This window comes from Picosynechococcus sp. PCC 8807 (assembly GCF_001693295.1).
Lineage (GTDB): Bacteria > Cyanobacteriota > Cyanobacteriia > Cyanobacteriales > MRBY01 > MRBY01.
In genome coordinates this window covers 848,473-861,927 of record NZ_CP016483.1, presented here as the reverse complement: position 1 = coordinate 861,927, position 13,455 = coordinate 848,473, and the positions used below count along the sequence as shown (strand labels likewise).

The 13,455-nt window shown below is 50.8% G+C and carries 17 protein-coding genes; 4 read left to right on the top strand and 13 right to left on the bottom strand.

Translation table 11 applies throughout. The features are described from left to right. Positions 1–5: 5 nt before the first annotated feature. Positions 6–614, bottom strand: coding sequence for a PspA/IM30 family protein (locus AWQ24_RS04185; RefSeq protein ID WP_065716091.1), 609 nt, complete (start codon positions 612–614; stop codon positions 6–8). A gap of 67 nt (positions 615–681) precedes the next feature. Then, positions 682–1,668, bottom strand: coding sequence for a hypothetical protein (locus AWQ24_RS04180; protein WP_065716090.1), 987 nt, complete (start codon positions 1,666–1,668; stop codon positions 682–684). A 400-nt stretch (positions 1,669–2,068) separates the two neighbouring features. Between AWQ24_RS04180 and AWQ24_RS04175 the strand changes: the two genes are divergently transcribed. Both AWQ24_RS04175 and AWQ24_RS04170 read left to right on the top strand, forming a co-directional pair. Then, positions 2,069–2,815 carry a phycobilisome rod-core linker polypeptide gene (locus AWQ24_RS04175; protein ID WP_030007594.1) on the top strand — a complete coding sequence of 249 codons (747 nt, stop codon included), beginning with the start codon at positions 2,069–2,071 and terminating at the stop codon, positions 2,813–2,815. Positions 2,816–3,075: 260 nt separating this feature from the next. Beyond that, complete coding sequence (locus tag AWQ24_RS04170; RefSeq protein ID WP_012306438.1) at positions 3,076–3,819, top strand: TIGR01548 family HAD-type hydrolase; 744 nt, start codon at positions 3,076–3,078, stop codon at positions 3,817–3,819. A gap of 216 nt (positions 3,820–4,035) precedes the next feature. Here AWQ24_RS04170 and psbN read toward each other — a convergent pair whose 3' ends face one another. Continuing rightward, positions 4,036–4,167 (bottom strand): photosystem II reaction center protein PsbN, encoded by a 132-nt coding sequence (gene psbN / locus AWQ24_RS04165; protein ID WP_012306437.1) that lies wholly within the window; start codon positions 4,165–4,167, stop codon positions 4,036–4,038. Between the two features lie 80 nt (positions 4,168–4,247). On the opposite strand from psbN, the gene psbH reads away from it, so the two are divergent. After that, a complete protein-coding gene (gene psbH, locus AWQ24_RS04160) occupies positions 4,248–4,451 on the top strand; it encodes a photosystem II reaction center phosphoprotein PsbH (RefSeq protein ID WP_012306436.1) in 204 nt (67 codons plus the stop codon). A 77-nt stretch (positions 4,452–4,528) separates the two neighbouring features. On the opposite strand, the gene AWQ24_RS04155 is transcribed toward psbH, so the two are convergent. The 4 genes from AWQ24_RS04155 to AWQ24_RS04140 all read right to left on the bottom strand — a co-directional run bounded on the left by AWQ24_RS04155 (position 4,529) and on the right by AWQ24_RS04140 (position 9,537). Then, positions 4,529–6,769: a serine/threonine-protein kinase gene (locus AWQ24_RS04155; protein WP_232318865.1), complete on the bottom strand. Its 2,241-nt coding sequence runs from the start codon at positions 6,767–6,769 to the stop codon at positions 4,529–4,531. A 123-nt stretch (positions 6,770–6,892) separates the two neighbouring features. Then, positions 6,893–8,569, bottom strand: a complete 1,677-nt coding sequence (locus AWQ24_RS04150; protein ID WP_065716089.1) for a DUF3352 domain-containing protein — start codon at positions 8,567–8,569, stop codon at positions 6,893–6,895. 75 nt (positions 8,570–8,644) lie between these two features. After that, a complete protein-coding gene (locus AWQ24_RS04145) occupies positions 8,645–8,824 on the bottom strand; it encodes a hypothetical protein (protein ID WP_065716088.1) in 180 nt (59 codons plus the stop codon). 44 nt (positions 8,825–8,868) lie between these two features. Next, positions 8,869–9,537, bottom strand: coding sequence for a class I SAM-dependent methyltransferase (locus tag AWQ24_RS04140; RefSeq protein WP_065716087.1), 669 nt, complete (start codon positions 9,535–9,537; stop codon positions 8,869–8,871). A gap of 97 nt (positions 9,538–9,634) precedes the next feature. On the opposite strand from AWQ24_RS04140, the gene AWQ24_RS04135 reads away from it, so the two are divergent. Further along, positions 9,635–10,129 carry a hypothetical protein gene (locus AWQ24_RS04135; RefSeq protein ID WP_065716086.1) on the top strand — a complete coding sequence of 165 codons (495 nt, stop codon included), beginning with the start codon at positions 9,635–9,637 and terminating at the stop codon, positions 10,127–10,129. Positions 10,130–10,150: 21 nt separating this feature from the next. On the opposite strand, the gene AWQ24_RS04130 is transcribed toward AWQ24_RS04135, so the two are convergent. The 6 genes from AWQ24_RS04130 to AWQ24_RS04110 form a co-directional block, all read right to left on the bottom strand. Then, the gene (locus AWQ24_RS04130; RefSeq protein WP_012306431.1) at positions 10,151–10,576 is read right to left on the bottom strand and encodes a ferredoxin; all 426 of its coding nucleotides are present in this window, start codon (positions 10,574–10,576) and stop codon (positions 10,151–10,153) included. A 3-nt stretch (positions 10,577–10,579) separates the two neighbouring features. Then, positions 10,580–10,963: a DUF1257 domain-containing protein gene (locus tag AWQ24_RS04125; RefSeq protein WP_012306430.1), complete on the bottom strand. Its 384-nt coding sequence runs from the start codon at positions 10,961–10,963 to the stop codon at positions 10,580–10,582. Between the two features lie 40 nt (positions 10,964–11,003). After that, positions 11,004–11,216, bottom strand: a complete 213-nt coding sequence (locus tag AWQ24_RS04120) for a DUF2997 domain-containing protein (protein ID WP_065716085.1) — start codon at positions 11,214–11,216, stop codon at positions 11,004–11,006. A 105-nt stretch (positions 11,217–11,321) separates the two neighbouring features. Further along, a complete protein-coding gene (locus AWQ24_RS16200) occupies positions 11,322–11,465 on the bottom strand; it encodes a hypothetical protein (protein WP_157096827.1) in 144 nt (47 codons plus the stop codon). Then, a complete protein-coding gene (locus AWQ24_RS04115; protein ID WP_065716084.1) occupies positions 11,450–12,244 on the bottom strand; it encodes a Crp/Fnr family transcriptional regulator in 795 nt (264 codons plus the stop codon). Before AWQ24_RS04115 ends, AWQ24_RS16200 begins: the two co-directional genes overlap by 16 nt. 136 nt (positions 12,245–12,380) lie before the next feature. Then, positions 12,381–13,427 carry a sulfate/molybdate ABC transporter ATP-binding protein gene (locus AWQ24_RS04110; protein ID WP_065716083.1) on the bottom strand — a complete coding sequence of 349 codons (1,047 nt, stop codon included), beginning with the start codon at positions 13,425–13,427 and terminating at the stop codon, positions 12,381–12,383. Positions 13,428–13,455: the final 28 nt, after the last annotated feature.

Sequence of the window (13,455 nt, the reverse complement as noted above, 5' to 3'; positions counted from 1 at the left end):
TTTTTCTAAGAATTTTTTGGGTGATGGCGCTGACTTTTTTCTAGCTGACGGAATTGTGCTTCGAGGGGATCGATGAGATCGGTTTCTGCTTCCACTTGCCACAGGGACAATTCCAAATCGGCGATCGCCGCATCCAAGCTCCCCCCCATTAATTCTTGCTGGAGGGTTTGTAACTGCTGTTGGGCGATCGCCGTCCGTAACCGCGTCACATACCAATCTTTTTGGAGTTTAATGTGATTGATTTTGTCTTCGAGGGCCTCAAGATCGTGACGTACACCTCGGATAAAGGCTTGTTGTTCTTCCCGTTGCGCCTCCAGTTTCGCCAACATTTCCCCATAGGTTTGTCGTCTGGTGATCGCCGCTTTTGCTAAGGTTTCATCGCCACAATCCAGGGCCAATTTTACCCACTGCTGCCATCGCTGTACCATTGCCGCCATAGTTTTTCGGTGTCGTTCTCCCCGTTTAGCACTCGCTACCGCCTGGGCCACGGCCCGCCGCATTTGGATCAATTTTTTTTCCATGTCCCAGAGGGTCTGCTCCAGGATGTGCTCTGGATCAGCGGCAGGTTGCCACCATTGTTGAATGCCATCCCAGGTGCGCCGGAAAAAATTCATCGTGCCCAGTGTCCCGCTTACTGACGCGTTTCAACTACTAATCTAGCCCAGGGGGCGATCGCCTCGTTTAGGAGGCCGGTGACAGTTGATGGTAATAAACCTCCGCTGCAATTTTTTGAGCCTTAAATTGACGCATCAGATCATCGGCTTTGGCTTCTGAATCGACTTCTGCCATCTGAATGGCTTGGCCCACGGGGAACTGCCGCACAAAAGCTCCATCAATCACTGCTTTAGCACGCTCCAGGGCGCTGGGACTCGTATTCCGGAAAATCACATAGTAATACCCCAACTTCAAGCCATCGGGGGTAGCCAAAGGTGTCCCCGGAAAGCCAGGCACTGGCGCAAGGGGGGTTGCTGTTGCTTGATCTGGAGTCGAGGGTGGTGTTGTGGCACTGGTAGACGCAGTGGCATCGGTATTTTCGGTGTCCGTGGCCACGCTGGGATCAATGATACTGAGATTGTCTAGGCGCAATTCGATAAATTCTTGGGAGGCTAGATTAACGGTGCTAGAGGTCGTCGGCGCAGTGGTCTCTGGCGTTGTCGCCGTGGTCTGGGCAGGGGAGGATTCTGCGGCTGTTTCCGGGGCTGGGGTTGGGGTAAATAAATCGGGAACGGCGATCGCTAAGGCCACCAATCCACCCCCTAAAATGGCTGCTCCCAAAAAAGCAAGACCTAATTTCCAACGTGGCGTAGGCGGGGTAACAGGTTGGCTGCTGGCATCTAGACTTTTGAGGAGTTCCTCCGACGATTGCAGGTAATCTTCCGGGGGGGGCGTGGACTGCTCCCAGGGGGAAAGGGGGCCAGCAACGGCAGCGATAGTGTCTGTTTCAGAAGCCTGTGCTGGTTGTTGGGCCATTAATTCGCCATCATCACCCTGATCAAGAGCTGCAGATCCTCCATCGAGGGGCGGTTCTGGACTCGGAGGCGGTGTGAATCGCTCGGATGGTGGCCGCTGTTGCCGATAACGTTGCAATTCTCGGTCTAGATCTAGGTCTAAATTGTCTAAAGCAGCCTGAAAGCTAGCATTTGCGGCGTTAGGGGGGGCTTGATTCATCCGAAAACTCCTACACTCTCAACGGAGAACAATCAATGGGATGGGGAAAGGCGATCGCTTCTTGGTCACCCCACCGTCAAACTAAGGGGTTGGGAGACTCAACTTTCTCTAAAATACTGCATTTTTTTCGGCCACCGTCAATTGTTCTAAATTGACCTTTTAGGGCTGGATCTTTTTTCCTTTTATCTTAAGGAAATGGCCCCGGCGATCGCCCCAGAATTGATCCTTACCTCACCAAGCTTTGGCGAAAAAGCAAGCTACTGCGGCCCTAGGGCGCAAGAAATAAACGTTAACTTCTGTAATATTTTTTAATCTTTCCGAGGGATAGCCCCTGACTCCCTTATGCTAATCAGTAAGAAATTTTATTTTTTAAAGTCTTCTGATATAACGGAGGTCTGGTTTGACAATTCCTTTATTACAATACGCCCCCTCGAGCCAAAACACTCGGGTAGCAGGGTATACCGTCGGTGGCGACGAGCAGCCTTTTGTGTTTACAACCGATAACGTCATTAGCGATTCTGACTTTGACGTTCTCATCAACGCTGCCTATCGTCAAATTTTCTTCCACGCTTTTAAGTGCGATCGCCAACAGCTACTCGAATCCCAGTTGCGCAACGGTCAAATCACTGTCCGTGACTTCATTCGGGGTCTGTTGCTGTCGGAAACCTTCATCGATAGCTTCTATAACAAAAACAGTAACTATCGCTTTGTTGAGCAGTGTATCCAACGGGTACTCGGTCGCGATCCCTTCAGCGAACAGGAAAAAATTGCCTGGTCAATCGTGATCTGCACCAAGGGTCTAGCGGCCTTTGTTGACCAACTCCTCAACACTGATGAGTATATGGAAAACTTCGGCTATGACACGGTGCCCTACCAGCGCCGCCGTAGCCTCGCTAGCCGTGAGCAAGGTGAGACACCCTTTAACATCAAGTCTCCCCGTTACGATGCTTACTACCGCTCCCAGTTGGGCTTCCCCCAAGTGGTTTGGCAAAATGCAGTCCGTCGTTTCCGGACTCCCGACCGGGTGCCCCAAGCTGGCGATCCCGCTCTCTTCCTCAACATGGCGCGTTCTGCCCAGATTCCCAAAGTCAACGTTCGGGTTTCCGCCGCAGACATCAGCCTTGCCGCAGTGCCTTACCGCAACTAAGACGGACAACTTTTAGCATCCCATGGGGTGTTATTGTTTTGTTCTAAAAAATTGAATTACCGTCTTTAATCTTAGTTTGAGCAATTTTATGTTGTTTGGACTGATATTAAGGGGCGGTAATTTTGTTATGGGGTATTGAGCCTTTGCCCAAGCCCCTAAGAGAACAGAAAAAATCTGATTTTGTTTTCAGTCAAAGACTTGGGAAAATAGCAAACGAGACGATAAGTATAGCAATAGGTTTTGCAACAGAGGTGATGACCATGGCGAAGGGGATTGTGATTTTTGATATCGACGGGGTGATTCGCGATGTGAGTCAGTCCTACCGGCGGGCGATCGCCGATACCGTCGAACATTACACCCAGGGGGAATATCGCCCCAGCAATGGTGAAATCGATAGTCTCAAGGCCGAGGCCATTTGGAATAACGATTGGAAAGCCTCCCAGGAACTGATCCGCCGTTGGGATGAGACGATTCCTGTCAATTTTAAAGAGCTCGTCGCTTTTTTCCAGCGCAAATACCGGGGTCACAATTTTGATGGGTATATCAACGATGAACCGTTGCTCGTCACCAAAGCCTATTTTGAGTCCCTCACCGCTGCCGATATTGCCTGGGGCTTTTTTAGTGGTGCCATGCGGGGTTCTGCTGAACACGTACTAAAAGGTCGTTTGGGCTTAGAAAATCCTGTGCTCATTGCCATGGAAGATGCCCCCGAAAAACCTGATCCCAAGGGATTACTCGCGGCGATCGCCCAACTCGAAGCCGCATCAGCCCAGACCCCCGTCGCCTACGTGGGAGACACCGCTGCCGATATGCGCACCATTACCAATGCCATCAGCCAACAGCCCCAACGACGATGGCGAGCCATTGGGGTGATCCCGCCCCATGCCCAGACTGGTGACGACAAGGAGTATATGTATGCCTCTAACTTGCAGGATGTCGGGGCCAATATTGTTCTCCCAGGAGTGCAAGAGCTATTACCTGAGGTTTTATTACAACTATTTTGACGTTTTTAAAACCCAGAATTTCGAGCAATCCCCCAAGAAAAAACAGCCCGGAGGCTGTCTGATCAACTTATTTCAAGTGCGCTAGTTGAAGTGCGTCAGATTGTGACGGTATAAAAAGACATATCAAAAAGGGTTTTATGATGACAGCGAGACTGGGGAGAAAAACAACCCAGGCATAAGAGCCATGAGGCTTGATGTTAAAGGGTAGCTGCCCGCTTAATCTTCATGATCTTCAAAGGGATCCTCAAGTTCTACCGAAGGAGGCCCGAAGGCTGTGTAAATCGAAAACCCTGTTACGGCGATCACAACCACCGCAATGCCGATGCTAAGAACTGTTGCAGAATCCATAGGTGTATCTCAGTTTATGATGACTCTTCCTCTATAATATTACGGAACATTACAAAAATCCTTTACGATACACGAATCCTATGGCACAGCGTACTCGGTTGGGAGATATTCTCAAGCCTTTGAATTCTGAATACGGTAAAGTCGCTCCCGGTTGGGGCACCACACCGCTCATGGGCGTCTTCATGGCGTTGTTTTTAGTATTCCTGCTTATTATTCTCCAGATCTACAATTCTTCTCTGATTCTCGAAGGTTTTGAAGTGGATTGGACTGCCCTTGGTTTCTAAGGATTTGCCAATCACCATTTTTGAAGCCATTTTTCTGCTGAGATCCGGGTCTACCCGGATTTTTTGTGGTTAGTCACTTACAACCAGGGCACAATTTCCCGCAGGGTATCCCGGAGCACTTCTTTCAGACTATCGGCTCCTTCTTTAAAATCATCTTGGGCTTGTTCCCACTGGAGACGCTCCTGGGCATCCTGGCGATCGCCTAAAATATCTGGGTCATTGGGCTTGTACTGGAGCGCTTCGTCGTAGGCATTGATGGCAGCTTGGTACTGACCCGTCGCTTTGTAGGCATTCCCCAAACGCGCCCAAATATCTCCATCGGCATCGTCTAGGCGGAGGGTATTTTCGTAGGCGGCGATCGCCTCGGTGTAATTTTCAGAGTCATAGAGTAAATTTCCTAGACTGCGCCAACTGGGATGATCATCGCTATTTAGGGCAACGACACGTTGGTAGGCATTGATGGCCGTGGGGCGATCGCCATTTTGTTCTGCGTTCCAGGCGAGGTGATACCAGGCCCGGTCGTTGTTAGGTTCGAGGCGAGTGACATTGGCAAAGGCATCCTGGGCTTCGGTGTAATTGCGGAGATTTTCCTGGGCCATGCCGAGGCTATACCAGGCGGGAGCGCGGTCTGGCTCCAGTTCTACTACCCGGACATAGGCATTTTTGGCGTCCCGGTACCGTTGCAGTTTGCTATAGCTGTTGCCCTGCTGGTACCAAATATCGGCGTTCCGGTCGTCAAGTTTGAGGGCCTGCTGGTAGGCGGCGATCGCCGCATTATATTCGGCACGGTTGTGGTGAATCCAGCCCTTCTCAAACCAGGCCCAGACCTGCTGAGAATCTAATCTGAGAAACGCATCGAGACTACTAAGGGCGGCATCGGTTTCTTCGCGACGGAGATGAAGTCGCGCCTTTGCTTCCCAAACCATCGCTTGCCGGGCATCTTCCTGAATAGCGCGGTCGAGAAAAGTTAGGGCTTGGTCATCCTGTTGGTGATCGCTGGCGATTTTACCTTTGCCCCACCAAGCTTCCCAACGGCGGGGATTGACCTCCAACAGCTGATCATAGGCCCCCAAAGCGGCGTCAAATCGTTCGAGGGCTTGGAGGACTTGGGCCTTTCCCAAAAGCGCTCCTTCATGGTCTGGGACAGTCTGTAAAATTTCTTGGTATTGGGCGAGGGCTTGCTCCAGTTGATTTTGAGATTGGGACAGTTGGGCCTGTTCGTATTGGGCCATCAAAGCTTGGCGCTCTGACCACCACCGCCACCCTGCATGAACACCCAGACCAGTGCCCACCAACGCCGCTAAGCCAACACCGAGAAGGGCGGCCTTGATCGCCTGGTGATTAACGCTCAAACGCTGGTATTGCTGGGAAACGACCGTTGAGAGGTAATTGAGGGGGGCGATCGCCGTTTGTTTAATGTGTTGAATGCTGCCCGTTACGGGTGACAAAACACGGGTGCTCGTTTTTGGTGACTGTGTCCCCTGGGCCGCCAATGGCTGCAAGGCTTGTTGGGCTTCTGTGGCTGTCCCGAAGCGATCGCGCCAATTATGGTGCACCATCTTAGAGAGAAAGTGCCTGACCTCTGCTGAAATTTCCACTTGATCCTGCCATTGCACTTCCCCGGTTTGGGCATCGAGGGGAATTTTGTCGGGGGCGGTACCCGTCAGAGCCGTAATCGCAATCATCCCCGCCGCATAGAGGTCGCTACAGTAACGGGGATAGCCCTGAATCTGCTCTAGGGGCATATAGCCTTGGGTACCGATGGCAATGGTGGGCCGACCGGAAGTAGTCGCAAATTGGTGGGTGACCTGTTTAACCGCACCAAAATCAATGAGGCAGAGTTTTTGATCGGCTTGGCGGCGAATGAGGTTACTGGGGTTGAGATCCCGGTGAATTACCTGGTGCTCGTGGACAAAAACCAACAATTCCAGGATTTCTTGCACAAGGGCGATCGCCCCTGCCGGAGGACAGGGAGAGAGCCGCTGTAGTTCATCCCAGAGACTTTGTCCTTCGATGTATTCTTCAACCAGATAAAATTCTTGGCCTTCCTCAAAATAAGCCAGCAACTGGGGAATTTGCGGGTGCTGACCCAATTCATCGAGAATTTTTGCCTCAGTTTCAAACAAACGCCGGGCCGTTGTTAGGGTTTCTGTGTCGGTGGTTTGGGGCTTGAGGAGCTTCACCACACAGATGGGCCGCTTTGGGCGATCTCGGTCTTCTGCTAAAAAAGTCGCCCCAAATCCTCCCTGGGCCAGAGACCGGAGAATATGGTAACGTCCGCGCAGGGTGTGTCCAGGGGCCAATAGGGAAGCAGTCATCGGCAGCGGGGAAATAAAAGCAACAGATTAAAATCGCAGGGGCAAGGGTTACCGGAGGACAAAATTTTCAAAAAGATCACCTTGTTCCATAGTAATCGGGACTTTCACAAATCGGGGGCCGTCTCAATTTTGTAAACGATTGGGGGAGAGGTTGAAAAATAGGGTTGATCGCCGAATATCTTGGGTACTGCCGGCACTGGTGAGGGTAAAGGCGCGGAGATGGTTAAAGAAGGGTTTGGCCACATAATCGACCACCCGCAGGATCGGCACTTGGGTTTTGAACAGTTGGGAACCTTGACGCCAATCGGCAAAAAGATAGCCGCTGTTTTCGGGAGGCAGTTGGGCAATGCTGGTCTGGAAATCTTTGTTTTTCAGGAGCGATCGCCCGGTATTAGCTTGGATCGCCCGGCTGAGGGTTTTCACAGAAGTGGCAAAGAGTTCGTACTCGTCAACGCTGAGGTGCGCCCCCCGGACATCGGCATTGAGTTGTACCAGCTCATCTTGGTCTTGGGTATCGATGGCTGTCCAGGCGGTGACGCGGCGATCTCCCAAGGGTAAACGCCCCACACTTAAGCCTTTTTCCTGGGCCAAGCTATCAAAATGTTCAATGACGGGATCGAGGTTGACCTCCGGTTGTCGTTCCGCCACAAAGAGCCATTCCACATCATTGCGTTCGGCATCGGGGACGAGGGCCAGGGCATATTCCCCAGAAATCCACGCAAAAATATCTTCGGGGAGGTCAATGCCCAGGGGATCTTGGATTGCGGCGACTGCCTGTTGCAAGATCTGGGATAAGGGACTTTTCGGATTTAACCCCGTGGTCGCTTCACCCCAGAGGGCCTTTAAATCTCGCCCAGCTACGGCAAACATCGCCTCCTGGGGAATGTAGTTGAGGACATGGGTCGGTGCCGTGGTCGCCCCTGGCATCAGGCTAGGTTCAGTGTCCCCAATCAAAGCCGTTTCCGCCACTAACCCCTCTGGATGAAGACCGATGGCGATCGCCAAACGTTGTTCGAGGGTCGGTTCTTCTGGGGTCGGATCGTTGGCAATCCAAGCGCTGAGGGCGGGTAAATTCGCTACCATCACGCCGATATGTTTCCGGTCAATGGTTTCTAGGGCTTCTGTATATTGCGGGTCATGGCTCAAATTCAAATCTGGCACCTGCACCGTATTAATCGCACTGCGTAGCACCTTTGCTTCGTTGGCAAACAGTACATAATTACCCACAATCGCACTAGCAAACCGATGGCTACCCGCCTGGGGAATGACTAAATTTACTCCCTTATATTGATCAAACGTCAAACCCGCTTCTGGGGCGATCGCCTGTTCCGTATAAGAAAGCTGTAGAAATTCCTTAGCTAAGGCCTGATCCCGTGCTTCTACCACCAATAAATAGCCCGGTTGCACCCCATTACTCGGATCGCGATCCACATCTAAGGTAGTCACCGCCAAGCTCAACTCGTCCCCCAGCCACGGTTCAATCTGCTTGCTGTAATCCAGTCCCGTCGCACTGAGTAAACTTGTTTTCACCTGTTGTAATTCCGTGAGCGTCGCCCGCCGTTTACCCCAAGGGGTTTGCACGAGGCCCAGAGCGGCTAATTTCTCTGGATTCACCACTAGCGAAAGCATCAATGGCGCTTGCCGGGGAACAAACAAGGCTGCTGCCGGATTGCGCGCCACCCCACCTTGCAACCAAGGTAAGGGACTCTGTTTAAAAATAGCGAACCAACTGCCTAGCCCCACCGAGAGCAGAAGCACCACCAGAAGACCGAGATACACAAAAAAGGAACGAGATTTCATGGGCTGCCTAGAAACGCACGGCATTCATTATCCCATTGTGCTGGGAGGATCGAAAATTCCCGACCGCGAAAAGGTTTATTTACGTTTCTTCGCCTTCCAGGTGCCGCCGTAGCGATAGTTAGGATTATTGGTTGCTAACTCGCGCCGACAATCAGGGCAAACTAACACCCACTGCTCACTCGCATCATATTGAATCCGGTAACGAACTGCCGCAATGGTTTGGCAATAATCACAGTTTTTCTCTCGAATACGCATGACTCAGAACTGAGGCTAAAAAATTTATTTCTTGTTGCATGGCGTTAAGGCTGGGGGAAAATCAGCGTCCAATGGCGTTCTGAAGATTGATAAACTTGGGCCTTGCTTAAGCCCGCTTCGGTGGCGATCGCCTCAATTTCAGGCACCGTAAACGCCGCATGGAGCGAATCCCAGAATAATTGCCGTTGACGCGCATCAAAACCCGGCCCCTCAGCAGCAGCAACGATCTGGTCAATGGCGGCGGTGCTATCGGGACGAAACAAATCCCGCACGATAATTTTTCCCTGGGGTTTGAGGAGACGGCCCATTTCCTGAAAACAGGGCAACGGATCAGGTAAATGGTGAATCAGGCTATTGGAAATAATCACATCAAAGCTTTGGCCGGGCCAGGGCAAATGTTTCGCATCGGCATAAACCAACTCGATTTGTGCTGTTAAACCTGCGGCCACAACGTTTTTTTGTCCCAGGGCGAGCATCGACTGCGCTAAATCAGTGACTTTAATCTGCCATTGGGGGCGCTGTTGCCCTAACAAAATCGGAATTTGTGCTGTCCCTGTGCCCAAATCTAAAACGAAAGCGGTTTCTTGGGGGTAAGTTGTAACCACGAGATCCGCAAAATCTTGATTCACCGCTCGAAAATCCATCGCATCGTAGGCGATCGCCTCGGCGGGATCGTCCATCACTTCCGGTTCTAAAATTCTTGTTAACGCCATCTTTCGTTTATTCCTGAAAAAATATCTCCGGATTGATTCTGATTGTCTAATGTTCTAAAAAATTCGCTACACTGCCGATATTAAGTGTTCGTCTGTAATGTCATTGTTCTCGCCCTTTCGTCTGATTTCTCTCATCGGTTGCACCAGTCTTTTGAGCCTTGGCGCTTGCCAAAGGATTGACCCGGCCCTCTACGACTGTCAAAAACTTTTGGCGCAAATCCAAAGCACCGTCACGGAAGCCCAGACCCTTGTCCAGAACGAACCAACGACAGAAGCTCCGCAAACTTTTAATTTTGAGCGTTGGCTCCAGGCGGCCGATGCCCTGAAAATGGGGGCCGAGGCGATCGCCCAACTGCGTCTCCGGGATAGCCAGGTTAAAACCTACCAAACGCAAATTAGCGATATTTACCAACGTCAGGCCGAAGCCACCTATGCCATGGTAAAAGCGCGCCAGGACAAAGACCTAGAAGCGGCCCAAACTGCCCAGTCCCTGAGCCAGACCGCAGGCACCGAAGAACAAACCATTGGCCAGGCCCTTGATGATTATTGCCAAGCCAAATATCAAGCTGTCACCGCTACAGAAGACCCATAAGCCAAGCAAAATTTAAAATGCTTAGGGTTTCCGGGAGGGTTTAGGTTTGCGGGCGATCGCCTGACCCGCCCCATCCTGGGGAAAACCGAGGGGCCGAATCACCTGGTTTTTCCTGGCTGCTTCTTTGGCCTTTAGTTCCGTGTAATCTAGCCAATGGATGCAGTCTACCGGACAAGTATCAATCGCCTCTTGGACAATTTCCTCCGCATCTCCATCCTGGCGATAGGCCCGGGCACGACCATGTTCTTCTTCGATATAAAAGGTGTTGGGGGCCGTGTGGGCGCAATGTTTGCAGCCGATGCAGGTGGTTTCATCCACATACACCCCTTTTTGGCGCAGCAGGCCGCCTAGTTCCGGTTCAAACCCAGACCGTTCCGTGTCATTTCTTAAAAAGCCCCCCAACTCCGGCTCAAAACCAGACCGCTGGGGGGAATTTTCAAAAGTCATACATTAGCTCCAGCGCTGGACGACGAGGCGAATCGAGCCATCTTCGTTTTTCTGCTGTTCACTGACTTGGAAGCCTTGTTTGTTGGTTTCGTTGAGGATGGTGTGGTAAGCATAGCCCTGGGTGAGACGTTGGAGGAAGCCATCAACGGTTAGAGGTTGCTGCCAATATTGCAAATCCGCGACGAGTTCATATTCATGGCCATTCCAGCTAAAGCCGATGTCGTAGTCATTGTTCTGTTGGATGACAACTTCAGCGGTGCGGCGATCGCCTTTATAACCCCGCACAGCACTGGGGCCTTCTTTCCACTCAATGTCCATGTCCTTGAGGGCAGACTTGAGGGAAGTCAAATTACGGATTTTGGTTTTGATATTGCTGAAATGAGACATAGGATTTAACGGGGCTATTTATAGAGGTTTGCAAAAAAAATCACCAATTGCTTTGGACGGGGTTCGTCGTCATTGCAGTTTGGCTTACCGGTTGGGCAAAATATTCCGAGGTTTGTTCTTGGGAGAGAACAACGCCCAGTTGCTCTTCGATCGCAGCGGTCACTTCTTGGCATGAAGACCCGACAATGCCTGTGACCTTTTCTTGGACACGGCCATCAGGATAAATGATGAATTCTAATGTCTCCATGTTCATGGGTGCGCTTCCTCATTGGCATGGTGGGAAAGTTGACCAATTTGGCGGGGGACAATATACGGAATTTTGCCCTTAACTTTCCAGCACATTTGTGTTTACAGCAGTTTAACAAATCTCGACAATGGGGGGGTAGCTTGCCGCCGCAAATCGTAAGATTCCTTTCATTTTTAGGTGGCTAAATAGATGATTTTCAATGGTGATTAGGCGATCGCCCCAATGGTTGACTCCCTCGCCTAGCGCAATGGCCACCAAGCCACTTTATCCCGGGTCGCACTATAGACTTCCTTGAGGCCTTCTGGATTCAACACATGGATCAGATCCCCTTGTCCCTCAGCGGATTTTTCTGTCTTAATCAGTTCCACCTTCGTCATCCCCTTCAACACCTGTTCCACAGTGCGGTGATTTAACTGGCAGGCATGGGCAATGATATCTACGGGGAGATCAAAGCTAAAAACGCCATCACTCTGGGGTTGATTGGCCAGCGATCGCTCTTGGTAAATCAAAGCCCGCAGCAGGGAAGCGACGGCCTGGGGCGGGTAGGTACTACAGTTCAGCAGATGGTACTGGAATTTTTCCCGTAACTCGAAACTCAGATTATAGCGATCGCGAAAATCAGCACTCTGGTCATAGATCCGTTGTACCGTTGCTACTGGAATTTTCAGCACATCGGTAGTTTTGTAGGCTTCCACCAAACTGGGAAAACTCCGACTCACCTGTCCAAACCCAACGGGAAGATTGCGCATCCCAAAACAACTGCCCATGTAGGTGATCGCTAAGATGCGGTCGAGGGGCGTACTCCGCACAATCACTGGCCCCCCCGCCAGTAACACGTAGAGAAATTCCAAATTGTGGTTCGGGCGAAAAGCTGTATAGATCGGCCGACTGGAATAGAGTTTCTCGGTGATCAGTTCCGCTGGATCAAGCCAATTTTGCAGTGCATCTGGATCCATTCCCCGAAAGAAAAAATTGTTTTCGGTTAACTCAGTGATGATTTCTGGCACTTTGGGAGCTTGGACAGATTTTGCCATGGAAATTACAAACGTATTAGATTCAGAAGCTACAGGCGTTTCCTTCTGATTCTAGTCGAAAAGCTCGATGTAACCGAGTCATCAATCGCCCCTGGGTGAGGTTTTGCCATGGCCCAAGTTTCCTCAAACCGGGACATTAAGATTGCCTCAGCACGGGTTGGGACTCTGCATTGACCGCAAAGACCTTTGCCTGTTTTGGCCTGAGATAAACGGTTTGGCCAACTTCAACTTGTAATTGGGCAAGTTTTTCTCGACTAAGGTGGGCCATGATAATTTCTTGATCTGCCGTTAGTACCTCTACTTGAACATCGGAACCTCGATAAATGATTCGCTTGACTGTACCGGGCAAAGCAGTCGGATCACCATCGATTTGTAAATCTAGATCATGGGGGCGAACAAATACAGCATGGGTCGCGTGATGGGGGGTTGTGTCCGGGTGATTACGAATCAAGGAGTGATGACTGGGTAAAACATTCACTTCCCCGATGAAGTTCATCACAAACGGAGTCGCAGGGTGGTCATAAATTTCCGCAGGACTGCCGACCTGTTCAATGCGCCCGTGGTTCATCACAACAATTTCATCGGCAACTTCCATCGCTTCTTCTTGATCATGGGTGACAAAAATACTTGTGACATGAACTTCTTCATGGAGACGACGCAGCCAAGCTCGGAGTTCTTTTCTGACTTTTGCGTCTAGGGCACCGAAGGGTTCATCAAGCAGTAAAACCTGGGGCTGTACCGCTAGGGCACGGGCTAAGGCGACCCGTTGACGTTGACCGCCGGATAATTGGGAAGGGTAGCGATCGCCTAAACCTTGCAGTTGAACCAGATCTAACAGTTCTTCGACCCGCTGGCGGATCAGATGCTTGGGTTTTTTGCGGATCTCAAGCCCAAAGGCAACATTTTGGCGGATGGTTAGGTGTTTAAACAGGGCATAGTGCTGAAATACAAAGCCAATATTCCGCCGCCGAATATCTACATGGGTGGCATCTTGACCGTTGATAATCACTTGCCCGTGATCAGGGGTTTCTAGTCCGGCGATCGCCCGGAGGAGGGTTGATTTTCCAGAACCAGATGGCCCTAATAAGGCGACTAATGTCCCTTCTTTGACTTCTAAATTGATATTTTCTAAAGCCTGAAACGTACCAAAGTTTTTATAAACCGAATCAACAAAAATACTCATTTTTTTCTACAGTAATAAGGGGAATTTT